This is a genomic window from Sinosporangium album (assembly GCF_900100605.1).
GTDB lineage: Bacteria > Actinomycetota > Actinomycetes > Streptosporangiales > Streptosporangiaceae > Sinosporangium > Sinosporangium album.
The window spans coordinates 133,155-150,918 of sequence record NZ_FNCN01000012.1; the positions used below are offsets into that span (position 1 = coordinate 133,155).

The window sequence follows — 17,764 nt, forward strand, 5'->3', positions numbered from 1 at the left end:
TCGTGAACACGCATATGCGTTGCCTGATTTGGGGTGACCTCTGATGTGGGTCACCGTGGGGAGCGGCGTGCTTGCGGCTCTGGGAAGCGTTAATGGCGGCCTGGATCTCGGAAGGGCGGCCTCGGCGGCGGTTTCGTGTCATCGCGAAATCCTGCTCCCTCAGGCCTCCTGGGCCGCGCTCAAGAAGATCGCACGAGGAGGAACCCCCGCACGCGAATTTCGCTTCGATGGAAGACACCGAATCCTTGATGCAATACGACCAGACGTTCCGGACGATCGATCTGCTGCCCGGGTCGTGTTGTCCCTACCGGGATGGGCGTGCGCGAAACTCGATCCCTCGTCAAAAGATCAATCGGATCGGATCGATCTGGTCCAGAAAGCGTCCTCCTCGGCGGCGGACCCCGTAGGCATCGGTGAAGCAGGAGGCTTTCGGACGGATCGGGTGGCCGATCGTGAGGAGCCGTCTTCCCGGCCGACCGTCGATCGATCCGCTCCATGGCCGTTGACCGATCGTGGCGCTGGGTCGTCGGGGTCTGGCGGTGACAAGGGCTCCATGGCCTACGGCGTGGGGTCGTCCTGGGTGCGGAGCGGCGTTCCAGCGGGCTCCGAGCCTTGGGGAGGGTGGTGGCCACCCGAGTGGTGGAAGCGCTTCGGCGATTCCCATGACCTCGGGGAAGAACGCACAGGCGCAGGGAGGTCGTCCGAGGTTACGCCTTTCTCCGAAGAGTGGTGGTTCTCTGTACTGCCGTCTGATCGCTGGTGGCGAGGGCCACGAGTGCAGGAACGCTGGATGGGTCGCCACGATCTTGATCGGCGGCAAACGCCGCCGGGCCTGGCTCAGCCGCGGACATCGGGCTTCCACGGTCTACCGTCGGAGGCGGCCGACCCAGGCTCGCGCAGCCGGGACACACCACGGGCTTCGCCAACGGGGAGCCCGACAACGGGGAGCCCGACAACAGCGGGGGCAGCGACTGAGAGGTCGGGGACAGGGAGGTCAGCAACAGAGCCGACTCCGGGCGCTGATGCCGGATTGACGACGCCCAAGCCGGATCCGTCTTCTCCGTCCAAGAGCTCGGAGCCAAGGGAGAGCTCAGACCCGAAAGACACCGTGGACGCAGGCGGAAAGGAAAGCCCCCGTGGAACGACGGCCACAGAGATCGAACGCGGCCAGATCGCGGTCAACGCCGCCCTGCAGCGGCTCGGCACGCCTTTCTCATGGGGTGGAGGATCGCCCGAAGGCCCCACCAAGGGCATCGGCTCGGGCAGGGAGACGGTGGGCTTCGACTGCTCGGGGCTGGTCCTTCACGCCTGGTCCAAAGCCGGCGTACGGCTCGGCCACTACACCGGCACCCAGTTCCGACAGGGGCGCCGCGTCTCGACGGCGGAGCTGCGCCCAGGTGATCTCGTCTTCTTCGGGGGAGGCTTCAACGATCCCACGCATGTCGGGCTGTATCTCGGCGACGGGGTGATGGTTCATGCTCCGAAGTCCGGTGACGTGGTGAAGAAGACCGACTTTCTGAAGTCGCCCTACTATCGGACCCGCTATCGCGGCGCTGTTCGTCCGTGAGCCAGGGATCGTGGGCTGTGGGCTTTCGGTGATTCCCGGCCGATGGGGCCGTGGGGCGGTGCCGACTCGGGGGCGGGTGAGCGCGCTATGGCGACCACGTCGACGATCGCGTGGTGGACAGCCCGCAAGGAGGGTGTGCGTGATGGCGGCGTCGGCCAGAGTCCGTGCCACAGCCGGAGCGATTCGGAAGCCGACCGGAAGCTGACCGGAAGCAGGTCGGAAGCAGAAGGAAGCGGGGGAGCCGTAATCGTCGGTGATCACACGCGTGCGTCGGGCTCAACGTCGAATTGGTGAGGATTATGGGTAGCTGAGGTAGATGTGGTCTGCCTGGCCTTGAGATGGGGCAGGTCGCCGAAGGGCGGGAGGGCTGGTGTCTGATGGTGAGTCAGCACCCAGTTCAACAACAGGGTCCATTAACAGATGAGGAGCGGTGGAGGGCGGATGACTTCCGTTAAGGTGCGGGTCCCGGCCAAGGTCAACGTGCAACTGTCGGTGGGACCACTTCGGGATGACGGCTACCACGATCTGGTCAACGTGTTCCACGCTGTGTCGATCTTTGACGAGGTCGTCGCGGAGGAATCCGATTCCGTCACCATCAGGGTGGAGGGCCACACTGTCGACCAGGTTCCTGTGAACGACGACAACCTGGCGGTGCGGGCGGCGCGGCTGCTCGCGCGCCACGCCGGCCGGAGTCCCGGGGTGTCCTTGCGCATTCACAAGACCATCCCGGTGGCCGGAGGGATGGCGGGCGGCAGCGCCGACGCCGCCGGTGCCCTGGTGGCGTGCAACGAACTGTGGAAACTGGGGTTGCCCATGGCCGACCTCATGGAGCTCGCGGCCGAGCTTGGCAGCGATGTGCCGTTCTCGCTGCTGGGCGGCACAGCAGTCGGCACCGGCAGAGGCGAACGGCTCACCGAGGTCGAGGCAGGTGGGACGTTCCATTGGGTGTTCGCCTTGGCTGACGGTGGGCTGTCGACGGCCAAGGTCTATGCCGAGTGTGATCGCATCCGGCAGGCCACAGGCGAGAAGGTCGGCTGGCCGGCCGTCAACGAAGACCTCCTCCGGGCGCTCCGCATAGGCGACCCGAAGGCTCTGGGGCCGGAGCTTTCCAATGATCTTCAGCCCGCCGCTCTGATGCTTCGCAGCCGCCTCGTTCGCACGCTCGACGCCGGCCGTGAACACGGTGCGTTGGGGTCCATCGTCTCCGGCTCGGGACCGACGTGCGCCTTCCTCGCCGGGTCGAAGGAGCACGCGACCGATCTGGCGGTCTCCCTCAAAGCCGCCGGAGTCTGCCGGGCGGTGGTAACCGCCGAGGGCCCTGTCCCCGGCGCGGTGGTGGTGTGACCGAGTTCGAGGGGCACAGGCCCCGGCCTTCAGGCCGGGGTTAGCCCGAGCGGGAGTGCCCGCTGGAATCCCGGCCTTTAGGACCGGGAGGGAGTCAACTAGCTTCGGCTGGTGACCGGGGCCTCGGTCGCGGTGGTCTGAGCCGCGCCGTAGCGCCTGAACGCCCGCCGCTCGAACCAGATGGAGGTGAACGGAGGAATCGCGCACACCAGACCCAGCACGATTGTGCCCAGCCGCCACCCCGCGACCCTGGCCGCCAGGAACACGCCCACCACGTAGGCCACGAACAGCGCCCCGTGGATCGGGCCGAAGATCTTGACGCCGATGTCGTTGCCGACGACGACGTACTTGAAGAACATGCCCACGAGCAGGCCCGCCCACGAGCAAGCTTCAGCAATCGCGAGATAACGGAACATACGCAAGGCGGGAGGCACAGGGACACCTTTCACTGGGAACAGGAGAGCCGAGCCCACCCTATGGGGCCTATGCGCCGGTCCCCGCTTCGGCGGTGGCGTTGCACCGGCTGACGAGGTCCGACGTCTTGATAGCGATATGAGAATTCGACGGGGTAAAGGGTCCGGTTCCTCCTGTCCTGCGGCTGGCATGTCTCCACCTGCGATGTCTCGGCGGATGGGTGAGATTCACTTTGATCGGGTTTGTGGGGTGGCGCTGAGCGAGCGCCGAGAGAGCGGGGTGCGGACTTCTGAATGTGATGGAGGTGCCAGGAGAGGAGGTGGATTGGGGCAGAAGCGGATCTGGGCTGAGATTTCGTGTGCGGGAGGCCGGTAGGCTGATCCGGCGATGAACCTTGTCAATCTGGAGTCCGTCTCCCACGCCTATGGTCCGAAGCCGCTGCTCAGTGAGGTTTCCCTCGGGGTGTTGGCGGGGGAGCGCATCGGGGTCGTGGGCCGTAACGGCGGGGGCAAGACCACGCTGATCTCGCTGGTGGCGGGAGCGGTCAAACCTGACAGCGGGCGGGTCACCCACACGAGGGGGCTTCGGGTGGGGTTCCTCGCGCAGAGGGACCTGCTCGATCCGGCTGCCGCCGTACGGGACATCGTGCTGGGGGATCGCCCTGAGCACGAGTGGGCCGGCGATCAGGCGGTTCGGGAGATTCTGGCGAATCTGCTCGGTGACATCGATCTGTCCGCGCGGGCGGGTGAGCTTTCGGGTGGGGAGCGGCGGCGTACGGCGCTCGCCAAACTGCTGATCGACGAGCACGACCTGATCATCCTTGACGAGCCGACCAACCACCTGGACATCGAGGCGATCGCCTGGTTGGCGGATCACCTGTCGGCGCGTAAGTCGGCTCTGCTGGTTGTGACGCACGACCGCTGGTTCTTGGACGCGGTGTCGACGCGCACGTGGGAGGTCGTCGACGGGCGGGTCGAACGCTATGAGGGCGGCTACGCGGCCTATGTGCTGGCCAAGGCGGAGAGGGTGCGCATCGCGGCGGTGACGGAGGAGCGCCGCCAGAACCTGATGCGCAAAGAGATCGCCTGGCTGCGGCGGGGACCGCCCGCGAGGACCAGCAAGCCCAAGTTCCGCATCGAGGCGGCACAGGCGCTCATCGCGAATGAGCCGCCGGCGCGTGACACCGTTGAACTCGTGAAGTTCGCCTCGGCGCGGCTGGGGAAGACGGTTTTCGATCTCGAAGATGTCACGCTGCACGCGGGTGGGCCCGCCGAGGGGCCGTTGGTGCTGGACCGGTGCACGTGGCAGTTCGGGCCCGGCGACCGCATCGGCCTGATCGGTGTGAACGGTTCGGGCAAGTCGTCGGTGCTCCGACTGCTGTCGAGTTCCGTTGCGCCCGACAGCGGGCGAATGGTCCAGGGTAAGACCGTGAAGCTTGCCCACCTTTCGCAGGAGCTGATGGAGCTCGATCAGAATCGGCGGGTTCTGGAGGTCGTTGAAGAGGTCAGGAAGTACGTCAAGGTCGGCAAGCGGGAGTGGACGGCGTCGCAGCTTCTCGAACGGCTCGGCTTCAAGGGCGACGCGCAGTGGAAGGTCATCGGTGACCTCTCCGGTGGCGAACGGCGCCGCCTGCAGTTCCTGCGCCTGATCATGGACGAGCCCAACGTCCTGCTCCTTGACGAGCCCACCAACGACCTGGACATCGAGACGCTCAACGAGCTTGAGGACCTCCTCGACGGGTGGCCCGGCACGCTCCTGGTGGTCAGCCACGACCGCTATTTCCTGGAGCGCGTGGCCGACCGCTGTGTCGCGCTGCTCGGCGATGGCAAGCTGGCGTTTCTTCCCGGTGGGGTGGACGAATACCTCCAACGTCGTTCACAAGGGGCAGCATTGACGGCTCGTGCCGGCTCTGGAGCGACGGAGACGGCCGAACCGGGACAGCAGGCCGCCGCCCCGGTCGAGGCGTCGGGACTTTCGGCCAAGGAAGAACGCGACCTCCGCAAGGAGTTGTCCCGGCTGGAACGCCAGCTTGACAAGTTCGGCCAGCGGGAAGGAACTATCCACGCCAAAATGGCTGAGACCGGTAGCGACTACGCGGCGCTCGCCTCGTTGGACGCCGAGCTCAAGCAGATCGCGGCCGACAAGGAACTCGTCGAGCTGGAGTGGCTGGAGATCGCCGAACGCCTCGGCGGCTAAGGCCGCGTCGGCGAAGGTCCGGCGGCAGGCGACGGCGCTCGGCACTCGTCAGGGCGCCATCTCCACGCCGCCCTCTCGGCTCATGAGTTTCCCGGCGGAGCGGGCAGGTCGGGGCACGCTCGCGGGCCTTGGCGGCCCCCCGATCCCGATTCCCCCGCCGCCTGAAGGCGACGGTCCCCTCAGGAGAATCTGATGGAGTATCCCGGGCGGCCGTATTCGCTCGGCGGGCCGCGGGGATGCTGTCGAAGGGCCCGGTGTCCTCGCCGGTGCCGGCGGCCGGCGTCGGCGGGGTGACAGTGTCAAGCGACAAGTCCTCGAATGTGGCTATACCGCCGCAGCCCGTGGAATCCGGATCTGCGGCACGGCCTCTGAGCCGGTCAGCGCACGGCCTGTTTGACCAGTTCGGTGAGCCTTTCCCAGGCGTCGTCGGTCAGTTCGGTCAGCGCGTACGATGTCGGCCACAGGCCGTCGGCGTTGTCGAGGTTCGCCTCTGTGCTGAATCCGAATGTCGAGTAGCGCTCCTTGTCCCCTTGCCCGCTGCGGAAGAAGCACACAACTTTCCCCTTCCTGGCGTAACCCGGCTGCCCGTAGTACAGCTTCGGAGCCAATTCCGGGGCGGCGGTCGTCACGATCGCGTGCACGCGCTCGGCCAGCGCGCGATCCGACTCCGGCATCTGGGCGATCTTCGCCAGCACGTCCGCCCCGTCGGCTGCCGCTTTGGCCGCGCCGCGACCGCGCCGCGCCTCCGCCTTCAGCTCCGCGGCCCGGCCCTTGATAGAGGCGCGCTCCTGCTCGGAGAATCCCTCCGCCGAAGGCGTGCCTTTGCCCTTCCCCTCGGACTTCGATCCCGTACCCATCACCGATGCTCCTCTGCTTGTGGCTATGTGAGATGCCCACACGCTAGACGTCATGAGGGATCGACTCTTCTCGATTCCTGACCGATCAGGAACGTGCCACCCGGCCGGTGGCCGTGCGAGTCGCTGCCGTGCGAGTCGCTGCCGTGTGAGGCGATGGCCGTGCGAGTCGAAACCGCGTGCCGAGTCAGGTGGGGTGTCTGGAGGGCGGCTCCGTCGGCGCCGGACGCCGTTCGTGGCATGTGCTGCGGCAAGGCGTTCGCCGGATCGAGGGTCGGCGGGGTGGCGGGGGAGGGGAGAGGCGTTTGGGGAGGTGGTGGGGTGCGCGTTTCGCCGTACGGGGTCAGGCGTCGAAGGGGGTGAGGAGGGTGCGGAGGAGGTTGGCGAGGGTTTCGCGGTCGTCGGGGCCGAGGCCGGCGAGGATCTGGCGTTCGCGGCGGAGGAGGTCGGCGAAGGCGGCGTCGACTTGGCGGCAGCCGCGTTCGGTGAGGGAGACCAGGACGCCGCGGCGGTCTTCGGGGTCGGGGCGTCTGCGCACGAGGCCGGCGGCGGTGAGGCGGTCGATGCGGTTGGTCATGGTGCCGGAGGTGACGAGTGTGGCGCGGAGGAGGGCGCCGGGGCTGAGCTCGTAGGGGCTGCCGGATCTGCGCAGGGCTGTGAGGACGTCGAATTCCCAGGGTTCGAGGTTGTGTTCGGCGAAGGCGGCGCGGCGGGCCCGGTCGAGGTGGCGGGCGAGGCGGGAGACGCGGCTGAGAACGTGAAGTGGAGCGACGTCGAGGTCGGGGCGTTCTGTATTCCAGGACGCGATGAGCCTGTCGACTTCGTCCTCGGAATGGGTGGTTCGCCGAGGTGTCGGCTGGTCAGCGTCGTGCACCGTCATCCCGCCAAGTGTACTGTCTTGACATCGAGATACTTTGGCCGATAGCGCTTACCTTGATGTCAAGAGATGTGTGGAATCCCCAGACATATCACCAGTTCAGGGATCAGCGTGCCCGGCCGTTCCGCGAGTTGATCAGTCGAGTACGTGTAGACAATCCTAGCCGTGTTGTAGACGTTGGCTGTGGGACAGGTGAGCTCACCGCGTCCCTGGCCGAGCGGTGGCCCGATGCGCGGGTTCAAGGGTTCGACTCGTCCCCGCGATGATCGCCAAAGCGCGTGGGCTCGGCAACGGCGTCGAGTACGACGTCCTCGATCTACGGGCGTGGCGCCCGGACGCGCCTGTGGACGTCCTGGTCTCCAACGCCGTGCTCCAGTGGGTGGACGACCACCTCGACCTCCTGCCCGGATGGGTGGCGGGGCTCGCGCCGGGAGGATGGCTCCGTGCTCGGCGAGGGTGTCCGCTGGAGTCGGGCCACCCGTGCTGGGGGGCGACCCTCGCGGACGCGATAATTCGGAGTGAGGAAAACCTGGTTGGGTACCGTGTAGCTCAAGGCCTCTGTTTAACCATTATTCGGGCATTTCCCAGGATTGCGGGGCGCTGGTGGCGATTGAGATCGAAGACAAGTTCGATGTCCCCACGGATTTCACTGTCCCCGACCTGTCGGGCATCTCCGGATGCGCGCAGGTTGAGAGCCCGGTGACGCATGAACTGACGGCGATCTACTTCGACACCCCCGACCTGCGGCTGGCCGCGCGCGGTGTGACCCTGCGGCGGCGCAGGGGCGGCGACGACGCGGGGTGGCACCTTAAGCTGCCGAAGGCCAAGAAGGTGCGCCAGGAGATCACGCATCGGCTCACGCGGAGCGCGAAAGTGGTGCCGGCGCCGCTGGCCGAGCTGGTCACCGCGTATACGCGCGGCGGCGAGCTGGTGCCTGTGGCCGAGCTGAAGACCCGCCGTTCGGTGATCGTCCTGAAGGACGAGGCCGGCGAGTCCGTGGCCGAGGTGGCCGACGACTCGGTGAAGGGCACCGTGTTCGGCGAGGTGCCCTATGTCGAGCTCTGGCGCGAGGTGGAGGTCGAGCTCACTGGCGGCACCGAGAAGCTGCTCGGCAGGGTGGGCAAAACCCTGAGGAAGGCCGGTGCCGTGCAGGCCGGGGCGGCGAACAAACTGCGGCGGCTGATCGACGCGAGCCCGTCGGCGGAGAAGCTGCAGGAGCGTCCGAGGCCCTGGGCCGGGGAGCCGGGCACGGCGGGCGCGGTCGTTATCGACTATGTGTCGTCGCAGGTCGACGCGCTGCTGGCGCAGGACCCCCAGGTGCGGCGGGCCGGCGATGACGCGGTGCACCAGATGCGGGTCGCCGCCCGCAGGCTCCGCAGCGCACTCAAGGCGTTCAAGTCGGTGATGGGCGAGACGCCCGAGATCCAGGAGGAGTTGCGCTGGCTCGGCCTGGTGCTCGGTGACGTACGCGACCTTGAGGTGATCCGGGCCAGGTTCGCCGGGCGTCTGGAGGGGCTGCCGCCGGAGCTGGTCGTGGGGCCGGTGGAGGCGCGGTTGGGCGCGGACCTGGAAGCCCAGGAGAAAGCCGGATACGACGTGATCCGCGAAACTCTGTCGGATGAACGCTATTTCGCGTTGCTCGACTCCCTTGACCTGCTGGTGGCGAAGCCGTCGCTGACGAAGAAGGCCGCGAGCCCGGCGGAGTCGACGCTGACCGCCGTGGCGGCGCGCGGGTGGCGGCGCGTGGAGCGGAGGTACGAGGAGGCGCAGGCGATGGAAGACGCCGACGAGCGCGAGATCGCCATGCACAATGTGCGCAAGGCCGCCAAACGCGCGAGGTATACGGCGGAGGCGCTCGCGCCCGTGCTCGGCGGCACGCTGGCGGAGCTGGGCAAGCGGGCCGAGGCCGTACAGGACATCCTGGGGTTGCACCAGGACGGCGTGGTGGCGCAGGAGGTGCTGGAGCGCGAGGCCGAGCGGGCGCGGGAGGCCGGGGAGGACGCGTTCACCTACGGGGTGTTGATCGGCATCGAGCGCGAGGTCGCGGAGCAGGCCCACAAGGGCTTTCCGCGGGTCTGGGAGGAGACGGTGAGCGTGGTGAGGGGGCTGCTCCCCGTAGGCTGAGCCGCGTGCCGGCCGCCGAACCGCCGGCCGACGAACCGCCGACCGCCGGATGCCGCGCGCCGGACCGGTCGGATGTCTGACCGCCGGATGCGGGCGGTCAGACCGTGTGCGTCTCGAAGCTCACGATCACGCCGTCGCTCTGGTGCAGTACGGCGAAGGCCCCCTTGTCCAGCTCCGCGTCCTCGACGGGGTCGCCGTGGCGCCGCTCGCTCACCCCTCGGATGAGGTCGGGCAGCACTTTGCCGTGGCCGCAGATGACCGTGGGCGCGTGGGAGTCGAACAGCTCCAGCGTGAGATCGAGCGTGCGCACGGGGTCGTACGCCTCTTCCCGCAGGAACCCCTCCAGGCGGATCTCCAGGCCGTGCCGCGTGGCGTACGGTTCGAGCGTCTGCACGCACCGCTCCGTCGGGGAGCTGACCAGTGAGAGGGGGAAGAAACCGGTCAGGGCGTCGGCGATGATCGCCGCCTGTCGGCGTCCGTTCTCGTCCGGGGGCCGCAGCGAGTCCTCGTGGGGCCATTCGCCCCGCCTCACGGCCGTGGCGTGCCGCAGGAACACGAACGGGTTCGTGGCCAGGGGCAGGGCGGTCAGCTCGTGCAGGAGCGCCGGATCCCACTCGTAGGTGAGGCGCTTGGCGGCCTCTCGCAGCGGCAGCCATACGAGATCGTCCACCTCGTCGCCGGGCTCGAAGATGTCCAGGTCGTAGGGGTCGCCCAGGGGGTGGGCGACCCAGTAGTCGACCCGTTTCAGCCGCCCCCACCTGAGGTAGTGCACGGGCCGCAGGGGCCTTCCGAGCCGTACGGCAAGGCCCGTCTCCTCGGCCACCTCCCGCATCGCGGCGGACACCACATGTTCGCCCTTTTTGACCTTGCCCTTGGGGAATGTCCAGTCGTCGTATCTCGGCCGGTGGACGACGACCACCTCGGGTGAGCGGGGATCGCCTCGCCAGACGACCGCTCCCGCCGCGTGTAACACCTGGTCCGGTGCCCCGTGGGGCTCCCGGTCAGTCGTCATCGATCGTCCTCCATCGACGGGTGCTGATCAGATGGCTCTGCAGGTTGACGAGTTTTTCGTCGACGGACTGCTGGGTCCGCCGTATCCAGTCGCCTTCGGAGTCGAGCCGCCATGTGGCCGTGGTGTCCGCCATGGCGAGGTCGAACAGTTCCGTCAGGTAGGCGTGGTGGTTCGGGTCGGTCACTTTGACCAGCGCTTCGACGCGTCGATCGAGGTTGCGGCGCATGAGGTCGGCGCTGCCGATCCAGATTTCGGACCGCCGTCCGATGCCGAACTCATAAATACGGGAGTGTTCCAAGAACCTTCCCAACACACTTCTTACCCTGATGTTTTCCGACAAATCCGGTATGCCCGGTCGAAGAGTGCAGATTCCGCGCACCCAGAGATCGACCTGTACTCCGGCCTGCGAAGCCCGATAGAGCGCGTCGATGATCTCCTCATCGACGCAGGCGTTCGTCTTGATGCGTATGCGACCGGTACGGCCGGCCCGCTGCTGGTTGACCTCGCGCTGGATGCGGGCCATCAGGCCCTCCCGCAGGGAGTGCGGCGCGACGAGCAGCCGGCGGTAGGCCGAGTGGTTGGAATACCCCGTCAGGTGGATGAACAGGTCCGTCACGTCCTCCCCCACCAGGGGATCGCTGGTGAGGAGGCCGAAGTCCTCGTAGATACGGGCGGTCTTGGGGTTGTAGTTGCCGGTGCCGATGTGGCAATACGTGCGGAGCTCGCCGGACGGCTCCTGCCGTACGACCAGGGCGAGCTTGCAGTGCGTCTTCAGCCCCACCATGCCGTAGACCACGTGGCACCCGGCACGTTCCAATTTCCGAGCCCATGTGATGTTGGCGTGCTCGTCGAACCGGGCCTTGATCTCGACGACCACGACCACCTGCTTGCCCGCCTCGGCCGCGTCGATGAGCGCGTCCACAATGGGGGATTCGCCGCTGGTGCGGTAGAGGGTCTGCTTGATGGCGAGGACGGAGGGGTCGGCGGCGGCCTCCTCGATGAACCTCTGCACGCTGGTCGCGAACGAGTCGTAGGGGTGGTGGACCAGCACGTCATGGTCGCGCAGCACGGAGAAGACGTCGTCGTCGGCGTGGATCGTCTCGGCGGGCACGTACGGCCGGAAGCTCAGTTCGCCGCGATCCAGGTCCGCGATGGCATGCAGCCCGGTGAGGTCGAGGGGGCCGGGCAGCCGGTAGATCTCGTGGGGGGCCACGCCGAGTTCCTCGACGAGCAGGTTCAGCACTTCGGGGGTGATGGTGTCCTCGACCTCAAGCCGGACGGGAGGGCCGAAGCGGCGGCGGAGGAGTTCGCGTTCGAGGGCCTGCATGAGGTTCTCGGTGACGTCCTCGTCCACCTCCAGGTCCTCGTTGCGGGTCACCCGGAAGACGTGGTGCTGGACGATCTCCATGCCTTTGAAGAGCTGGGACAGGTGGGCCGCGATGACATCCTCCAGCGGAACAAAGCGTTCCTTGGAGGCCGTTACGAACCGGGGCAACTGGGAGGGCACCTTGACCCGCGCGAAGACGGTGTGGGACGTGGTGGGATTGCGCACCAGCACCGCGAGGTTGAGGGAGAGTCCTGAGATGTAGGGGAACGGGTGGGCCGGGTCGACCGCGAGGGGGGTGAGGACCGGGCGGATCCTCTGCCGGAAGAGCTTGCGGAGTTCGGTGCGTTCGTCCCTCTCAAGGTCCTCCCAGCGGACGATCTCGATGCCCTCCGCGGCGAGCTTGGGGAGGATCTGCTCGTGGAAGCAGGCCGAGTGCCGTTGGGCGAGAGCGTCGGCGACGGCGGCGATCCGGGTCAGTTCCTCACGCGGCTTGAGGCCGCTCTTGGTGCGGAGGAGCAGTCCGGTGGCCATCCTCCGCTTCAGTCCGGCGACTCTGACCCTGAAGAACTCGTCCAGGTTACTCGCGAAGATCGCGAGGAAGCGCACACGCTCCAGGAGGGGGAGCGAGGCGTCTTCGGCCAGCTCCAGCACCCGTTGATTGAACTTGAGCCAGCTCTCCTCGCGGTTAAGAAACCGATCTTGGGGGAGTGGGAGATCGACTCCGTGCCCTGGTTGCGCGAGTTCGGCGGACATATCACCAGAATGCCCGCCTTGGTGGAATGAAGCGCTACCTGGGGCCCAATGATCAGCGTTGTTTACCTACTATTTTTCATGTGTTCGAAGCGTTGAGCCGGAAAATCAAGACCACGTCGGCGCGAAGGCCGGGCGGAGTCACTCTGACGGCTCGGCCCTCGGCACGGATGCCCCGGCCCTCGGCACGGATGCCCCGGCCCTCGGCGCGGACTGCTCAGTCAGCCGGGCCTGCCGTTCGGCCAGCCGCGCCTCGCGGGCACGCAGCTTCTCCTCGCGTTCACGGGCCTTCTCCTGCTCCTTGAGCTGGCGTCCCTGCTCCTTGAGCTCCCGTTCACGGGCCTTCTCCTGCTCGCGCAGCTCCCGTTCACGGGCCTTCTCCTGCTCGCGCAGCTCCCGCTCGCGCGCCTTCTCCTGCTCCTTGAGCTGGCGCTCCTGGTCCTTGCGCTCCCGCTCGCGGGCCTTCTCCAGCTCGCGGAGCCGGCGTTCACGGGCCTTCTCCTGCTCCCGCAGCTCCTTGTCCGACTGCCGGGGAACGGAGGGCCTCGCGGCCGATCCCAGGCCGAGATCGAGATCGGAGGCGAGGGCGGCCGGGGTCAACCCGGGAGCCGGGTCCAGGCCGGTGAGGCCGTTCCAAGCCAGGTTGACCAGGTGGGCGGCCACCTCTTCGCGCCCGGGCTTGCGCACCTCCAGCCACCACTGCCCCGTGAGGGCGACCATGCCGACCAGCATCTGGGCGTACATGGGCGCGAGCTTCGGGTCGTAGCCGCGGCCCGCGAACTCGTCGGCCAGCACATCCTCGACCTGGCTCGCGATATCGCTGAGCAGGCTCGCGAAAGTGCCGGTGCCCGAGGCGGTATGCGAGTCGCGCACCAGGATGCGGAACCCCTCGCTGTTCTCCTCGATGTAGCGCAGAAGCGCCAGAGCCGCCCGCTCCAGCTTGACCAGCGCCTGCGAGGCGGACAGCGCCTCGGTGATCAGGCCGAGCAGGCGCTGCATCTCGCGGTCCACCACGACCGCGTAGACGCCTTCCTTGCCCCCGAAATGCTCGTACACCACGGGCTTGGAAACCAGCGCCGAAGCGGCGATCTCCTCGATCGAGGTGCCGTCGAACCCCTTCTCCGCGAAGAGGGAGCGGCTCACCTGAATGAGCTGCTCTCGTCGCTCCTTCGCGGACATGCGCTTGCGCGATCGGGGCTCGGTCACATTCCCCATAATGGCGGTACCCGCCTTGGGGGCGGGAACCGTTCCATTCACAACTCCTTGGTTACCCAATGCGCTTCGCCGCCAGGCGTTCTGGCGTCGGCCACCGCACGTCGGTGGCCCAGCCGGCTTGCTCGAACCAGCGGATCACGCGGGCGCTCGGGTCGATCTGCCCCTTCAGCGCGCCGTGCCGGGCGCAGGTCGGGTCGGAGTGGTGAAGGTTGTGCCAGGACTCACCGAAGGACGGAATGGCCAGCCACCACACGTTGCGGGACTTGTCGCGCACCTCGAAGGCCTCGTCGCCGAACACGTGGCAGACGGAGTTGATCGACCAGGTCACGTGGTGCAGGAGCGCGATCCGGACCAGGCTGCCCCAGAAGAACGCGGTGAGCGCGCCCTGCCACGACAGGGTGAACAGGCCGCCGAGGACGGCGGGGGCGATGAGCGAGACGGCGACCAGCCGGGGGAACGCCTTGTGGATCTTGGCGATGTCCGGGTCGTTGACCAGGTCGCGGGCGTAGCGCGTGCGGTTGGTGCGCTCGCTGGAGAACAGCCAGCCCACGTGGGCGAAGAACAGGCCCTTGGTGAGAGCCTTCCAGTCGTTGCCGAAGCGCCACGGCGAGTGCGGGTCGCCCTCCTTGTCGGAGTACTTGTGGTGCCTGCGGTGCGTCGCCACCCAGTCGATGACGCTCATCTCCAGGGAGAGACTGCCCGCGATGGCAAGAACGATCTTGAGCGGGCGGTTCGCCTTGAAGGAGCCGTGCGTGAAGTAGCGGTGGAAACCGACCGTCACGCCAAGGCCGGAGACGATGTAGAAAATGCCGCCGATGATGACATCCGACCAGCCGAGGAAGCTTCCCCAGGCCATGGGGATGGCGGCGAGAAGAGCCGCGAAGGGCACGACGACGAAGACGACCAGAAGGACGCGTTCGAAGTTGCTCTTGGGCTCGGGTTCGATTTCGGGCCTTGGCTGAGGGGCGGAGCCCTCGCGGTCCATGGCGACGGTCATGGGCTACCTCGCGTCGTGAATGGTGATGAATGTCCTGGCTACGCAACCGTAACTTACGTCAGCGTAAGTTCAGAACCGGCGCGGCGCGAATGTGGAGAAGATGACGCTCCCCAATCCATCGTGTGGCGGTTCCATGCCTTGCGGCACGCCGAGGCGATCTGCTAAAGCACAACAATCAAGGCGCGGCGACGATCGCGGCTCGGTAAGGTGTGGGGTGACGGCGCTCGGGAGCGGTTCCGGGCGTCGATCCCGGATCGTCTAATTGGCAGGACAACGGGTTTTGGTCCCGTTTGTAGGGGTTCGAGTCCTCTTCCGGGAGCTTTTCACCACGTCGGGCAGGTTCTGTAGGGGTGTCCGCAGGGCGTTGCCCCCGCCCCGCCGGGCCTTTTCACGCCCAGGGCGGCCCGTGGTTTCCATCCGGAGGCGTCCAGGTATCCTCACGATGTCGGGAGGGTTGCGAGGCGGGCCAAATCCGTGGCCGCATGCGCATCCCGACCCTAGTCAATGTCACATCCGCGACGCCGAGGGAGCCTGACGTCCGTGAGTGTGCCGCGCCCGGCCGCCATCATCGTCCTCGCCGCAGGCGAGGGCACCCGGATGAAATCCCGCACACCCAAGGTGCTCCACGAACTCTGTGGGCGCACCATGGTCGATCATGTGCTCTCCGCCGCCCGAGTGCTCGATCCGGGCCGGCTCATCGTGGTCATCGGCCACGAGCGCGAACGCATGCGCACCCACCTGAGCTCCACCAGCCCCGACGCCCAGGCTGTGATCCAGCACGAGCAGAAGGGCACAGGCCATGCCGTACGCACCGTGTTGGAGGCGGTCGGACCGCTCGTCCAGCCCGCAGGGGGCGTGGGGATCGGCCGCACGGTCCTGGTGACGTACGGCGACACCCCGCTGTTGACCGCCGAGACGCTCGCCGCGCTGATCCGTGTGCATGAGACCGACGGCAACGCGGTGACGGTGCTGACGGCGGAGGTCCCCGATCCGACCGGATACGGCAGGATCATCCGCGACGGCGCCGGCGCGGTGCTGGAGATCGTCGAGGAGAAGGACGCCACGCCCGCCCAGCGGGCCATCAGGGAGATGAACTCCGGCGTCTACGCCTTCGACGGCGCCCTGCTCGCCGACGGGGTCAAGCGGGTCTCCGCGAACAACGCCCAGGGTGAGGAATACCTCACCGACGTGCTGTCGATCCTGAGGGGCGACGGCCATCGCGTCGGGGCGTGCGTCGCCGACGACTACGTTGAGGTCGAGGGCGTGAACGACCGGGTGCAGCTCGCCTTCGCCCGGGGGGTCCTTAACTCCCGGCTGCTCGAACAGCACATGCGCGCCGGGGTCACGGTCGTCGACCCCGCCAGCACCTGGGTCGACGTCTCGGTCACCCTTGAACCGGATGTCGTGATCCATCCGGGCACCCAGCTTCACGGCCGCACCTCCGTCGCCACCGGCGCCGAGGTCGGCCCTGCCACCACGCTCACCGACACCGAGGTCGGCTCGGGCGCGGTCGTGCGCAATACGGTCGCGGAGAGGGCCGTCATCGGCCCCGACGCCTCCGTCGGTCCCTACACATATCTGCGCCCCGGCACGGTGCTCGGCCGAAAGGCCAAGGCCGGTGCTTATGTTGAGATGAAGAACGCGCAGGTCGGAGAGGGATCCAAAGTTCCCCACCTGACATACGTTGGCGACGCGACCATCGGCGTCGGCGCCAACATCGGGGCTTCGGCGATCTTCGTCAACTACGACGGGGTCGAGAAGCACCACACAACTGTGGGCGATCATGCCTTCGTCGGGTGCGACACCATGCTCGTCGCACCCGTGACGATCGGCGACGGCGCCTTCACGGCGGCGGGCTCGACGATCACCGGCGATGTCCCGCCAGGGGCGATGGCGGTGGCCCGAGGCCGGCAGCGCAACATCGAAGGGTGGGTGACCCGCAGGCGTGCGGGCACCGCCTCGGCCGAGGCCGCGCGGAAGGCGCAGGCCGACCAGGTCGAAGAGCACTAGGGGAGCACCGCGTGAGTGGCATGAAGAAGACAGGCGAGAAGAACCTGATGTTCTTCTCCGGTCGGGCATATCCAGAGTTGGCGGAGGAGGTGGCTCGCGATCTCGGCATCGACATGACGCCGACCAAGCTGCACGACTTCGCCAACGGCGAGATCTACGCCCGCTACCTTGAGTCGGTCCGCGGGTGCGACGCCTTCGTGATCCAGAGCCACACCGCTCCGATCAACAAGTGGATCATGGAGCACTTGATCATGGTGGACGCGCTCAAGCGCGCCTCCGCCGACCGCATCACCGTCGTGATGCCGTTCTTCGGCTACGCGCGACAGGACAAGAAGGGCAAGGGGCGCGAGCCCATCACCGCCCGGCTCATCGCCGACCTGTTCAAGCAGGCGGGCGCCGACAGGCTGATGTCGATCGACCTGCACACCTCGCAGATCCAGGGGTTCTTCGACGGCCCCGTCGACCACCTGTTCGCCATGCCGGTGCTCATCAACTACCTCAAAGACAAGATCGACGCCTCCAACGCCATCGTGGTGTCACCCGACACCGGCCGCGTACGGCTCGCCGAGCGCTGGGCCGACACCCTCGGCACCCCGGTCGCCTTCATACACAAGCGGCGGGACCTTGACGTGGCCAACCAGGTCAAGGTGCATGAGGTCGTCGGCAAGGTGCGGGGACGCACCTGTGTGCTGATCGACGACATGATCGACACGGGTGGTTCCATCTGCAAGGCCGCCGACGCCCTCTACGAGCACGGTGCCACCAACGTGATCGTGGCGGCCACCCACGCCGTGTTCTCCGACCCCGCCGTCGACCGGCTGAAGAACTCCAAGATCTCCGAAGTGATCGTCACCAACACCCTGCCGATCCCCGAGGAGAAGCAGTTCGACAAGCTCACGGTGCTCTCGATCGCGCCGCTGATCGCCCGGGCCATCACCGAGGTGTTCAGCGACGGGTCGGTGACGAGCCTGTTCGAGGGAGACTCCTAGTCCGGTAGGCTCTGAGGGTTGCCGGCGCTCATAACGCCTTCCGCTAGGGCGGGTGAGGGAGAGCGCTATCACCGTCAAGCATCCCTAG

The 17,764-nt window shown here is 67.2% G+C and carries 15 protein-coding genes and 1 tRNA gene; 9 read left to right on the forward strand and 7 right to left on the reverse strand.

Translation table 11 applies throughout. The features are described from left to right. The first annotated feature begins 1,108 nt into the window (after nucleotides 1-1,108). Both BLQ73_RS32430 and BLQ73_RS15015 read left to right on the forward strand, forming a co-directional pair. Nucleotides 1,109-1,567 carry a C40 family peptidase gene (locus BLQ73_RS32430; protein ID WP_176955464.1) on the forward strand — a complete coding sequence of 153 codons (459 nt, stop codon included), beginning with the start codon at nucleotides 1,109-1,111 and terminating at the stop codon, nucleotides 1,565-1,567. A gap of 441 nt (nucleotides 1,568-2,008) precedes the next feature. Next, nucleotides 2,009-2,911, forward strand: a complete 903-nt coding sequence (locus BLQ73_RS15015) for a 4-(cytidine 5'-diphospho)-2-C-methyl-D-erythritol kinase (RefSeq protein WP_093171062.1) — start codon at nucleotides 2,009-2,011, stop codon at nucleotides 2,909-2,911. Between the two features lie 98 nt (nucleotides 2,912-3,009). Here the strand turns inward: BLQ73_RS15015 and BLQ73_RS34845 are convergent, their stop codons facing one another. Then, the gene (locus tag BLQ73_RS34845) at nucleotides 3,010-3,516 is read right to left on the reverse strand and encodes a DUF3817 domain-containing protein (protein ID WP_338056630.1); all 507 of its coding nucleotides are present in this window, start codon (nucleotides 3,514-3,516) and stop codon (nucleotides 3,010-3,012) included. A gap of 196 nt (nucleotides 3,517-3,712) precedes the next feature. Here BLQ73_RS34845 and BLQ73_RS15025 point away from each other — a divergent pair, with 196 nt between their 5' ends. After that, nucleotides 3,713-5,521, forward strand: coding sequence for an ABC-F family ATP-binding cassette domain-containing protein (locus tag BLQ73_RS15025; protein WP_093171064.1), 1,809 nt, complete (start codon nucleotides 3,713-3,715; stop codon nucleotides 5,519-5,521). Between the two features lie 377 nt (nucleotides 5,522-5,898). Here BLQ73_RS15025 and BLQ73_RS15030 read toward each other — a convergent pair whose 3' ends face one another. Together BLQ73_RS15030 and BLQ73_RS15035 are read right to left on the reverse strand one after the other, a co-directional pair. Continuing rightward, nucleotides 5,899-6,378, reverse strand: a complete 480-nt coding sequence (locus BLQ73_RS15030; protein ID WP_093171065.1) for an iron chaperone — start codon at nucleotides 6,376-6,378, stop codon at nucleotides 5,899-5,901. A gap of 340 nt (nucleotides 6,379-6,718) precedes the next feature. After that, entirely contained in the window at nucleotides 6,719-7,255 is a 537-nt protein-coding gene (locus tag BLQ73_RS15035; RefSeq protein WP_093171066.1) for a MarR family winged helix-turn-helix transcriptional regulator, read from the reverse strand. A 56-nt stretch (nucleotides 7,256-7,311) separates the two neighbouring features. On the opposite strand from BLQ73_RS15035, the gene BLQ73_RS35020 reads away from it, so the two are divergent. Genes BLQ73_RS35020 through BLQ73_RS15040 form a run of 3 tightly spaced genes read left to right on the forward strand, consistent with a single transcriptional unit; the run spans nucleotide 7,312 to nucleotide 9,376 of the window. Further along, nucleotides 7,312-7,518: a methyltransferase domain-containing protein gene (locus tag BLQ73_RS35020; RefSeq protein ID WP_420820016.1), complete on the forward strand. Its 207-nt coding sequence runs from the start codon at nucleotides 7,312-7,314 to the stop codon at nucleotides 7,516-7,518. Beyond that, nucleotides 7,515-7,955, forward strand: a complete 441-nt coding sequence (locus tag BLQ73_RS35025) for a class I SAM-dependent methyltransferase (protein WP_420820014.1) — start codon at nucleotides 7,515-7,517, stop codon at nucleotides 7,953-7,955. The genes BLQ73_RS35020 and BLQ73_RS35025 overlap by 4 nt, the downstream gene beginning before the upstream one ends. After that, nucleotides 7,856-9,376, forward strand: coding sequence for a CYTH and CHAD domain-containing protein (locus BLQ73_RS15040; protein WP_093171067.1), 1,521 nt, complete (start codon nucleotides 7,856-7,858; stop codon nucleotides 9,374-9,376). Before BLQ73_RS35025 ends, BLQ73_RS15040 begins: the two co-directional genes overlap by 100 nt. Nucleotides 9,377-9,473: 97 nt before the next feature. Here BLQ73_RS15040 and BLQ73_RS15045 read toward each other — a convergent pair whose 3' ends face one another. From BLQ73_RS15045 to BLQ73_RS15060, 4 genes are all read right to left on the reverse strand, one after another. Then, entirely contained in the window at nucleotides 9,474-10,388 is a 915-nt protein-coding gene (locus BLQ73_RS15045; protein ID WP_245691083.1) for an NUDIX hydrolase, read from the reverse strand. Then, nucleotides 10,378-12,468: an RNA degradosome polyphosphate kinase gene (locus BLQ73_RS15050; protein WP_093171068.1), complete on the reverse strand. Its 2,091-nt coding sequence runs from the start codon at nucleotides 12,466-12,468 to the stop codon at nucleotides 10,378-10,380. The genes BLQ73_RS15045 and BLQ73_RS15050 overlap by 11 nt, the downstream gene beginning before the upstream one ends. A 138-nt stretch (nucleotides 12,469-12,606) precedes the next feature. Next, the gene (locus BLQ73_RS15055) at nucleotides 12,607-13,671 is read right to left on the reverse strand and encodes a TetR/AcrR family transcriptional regulator (protein ID WP_420820015.1); all 1,065 of its coding nucleotides are present in this window, start codon (nucleotides 13,669-13,671) and stop codon (nucleotides 12,607-12,609) included. A 61-nt stretch (nucleotides 13,672-13,732) separates the two neighbouring features. Further along, on the reverse strand, nucleotides 13,733-14,677 hold the full coding sequence (locus BLQ73_RS15060; protein WP_093171070.1) for an acyl-CoA desaturase: 945 nt from the start codon (nucleotides 14,675-14,677) through the stop codon (nucleotides 13,733-13,735). 247 nt (nucleotides 14,678-14,924) lie between these two features. Between BLQ73_RS15060 and BLQ73_RS15065 the strand changes: the two genes are divergently transcribed. The 3 genes from BLQ73_RS15065 (at nucleotide 14,925) to BLQ73_RS15075 (ending at nucleotide 17,676) form a co-directional block, all read left to right on the forward strand. Next, nucleotides 14,925-14,996 (forward strand) — tRNA-Gln (locus BLQ73_RS15065). 221 nt (nucleotides 14,997-15,217) lie between these two features. After that, complete coding sequence (glmU, locus tag BLQ73_RS15070) at nucleotides 15,218-16,687, forward strand: bifunctional UDP-N-acetylglucosamine diphosphorylase/glucosamine-1-phosphate N-acetyltransferase GlmU (RefSeq protein WP_093171071.1); 1,470 nt, start codon at nucleotides 15,218-15,220, stop codon at nucleotides 16,685-16,687. Between the two features lie 11 nt (nucleotides 16,688-16,698). Beyond that, nucleotides 16,699-17,676 (forward strand): ribose-phosphate diphosphokinase, encoded by a 978-nt coding sequence (locus BLQ73_RS15075; RefSeq protein WP_093171072.1) that lies wholly within the window; start codon nucleotides 16,699-16,701, stop codon nucleotides 17,674-17,676. Nucleotides 17,677-17,764: the final 88 nt, after the last annotated feature.

Excerpts from the sequence above, each read along its gene's own strand:
- BLQ73_RS15015 (WP_093171062.1), top strand. The coding sequence starts at position 2,009 with ATGACTTCCGTTAAGGTGCGGGTCCCGGCCAAGGTCAACGTGCAACTG.
- BLQ73_RS34845 (WP_338056630.1), bottom strand. The coding sequence starts at position 3,516 with ATGCCAGCCGCAGGACAGGAGGAACCGGACCCTTTACCCCGTCGAATT.
- BLQ73_RS15025 (WP_093171064.1), top strand. The coding sequence starts at position 3,713 with ATGAACCTTGTCAATCTGGAGTCCGTCTCCCACGCCTATGGTCCGAAG.
- BLQ73_RS15030 (WP_093171065.1), bottom strand. The coding sequence starts at position 6,378 with ATGGGTACGGGATCGAAGTCCGAGGGGAAGGGCAAAGGCACGCCTTCG.
- BLQ73_RS15035 (WP_093171066.1), bottom strand. The coding sequence starts at position 7,255 with ATGACGGTGCACGACGCTGACCAGCCGACACCTCGGCGAACCACCCAT.
- BLQ73_RS35020 (WP_420820016.1), top strand. The coding sequence starts at position 7,312 with ATGTCAAGAGATGTGTGGAATCCCCAGACATATCACCAGTTCAGGGAT.
- BLQ73_RS35025 (WP_420820014.1), top strand. The coding sequence starts at position 7,515 with ATGATCGCCAAAGCGCGTGGGCTCGGCAACGGCGTCGAGTACGACGTC.
- BLQ73_RS15045 (WP_245691083.1), bottom strand. The coding sequence starts at position 10,388 with ATGACGACTGACCGGGAGCCCCACGGGGCACCGGACCAGGTGTTACAC.
- BLQ73_RS15050 (WP_093171068.1), bottom strand. The coding sequence starts at position 12,468 with ATGTCCGCCGAACTCGCGCAACCAGGGCACGGAGTCGATCTCCCACTC.
- BLQ73_RS15060 (WP_093171070.1), bottom strand. The coding sequence starts at position 14,677 with ATGACCGTCGCCATGGACCGCGAGGGCTCCGCCCCTCAGCCAAGGCCC.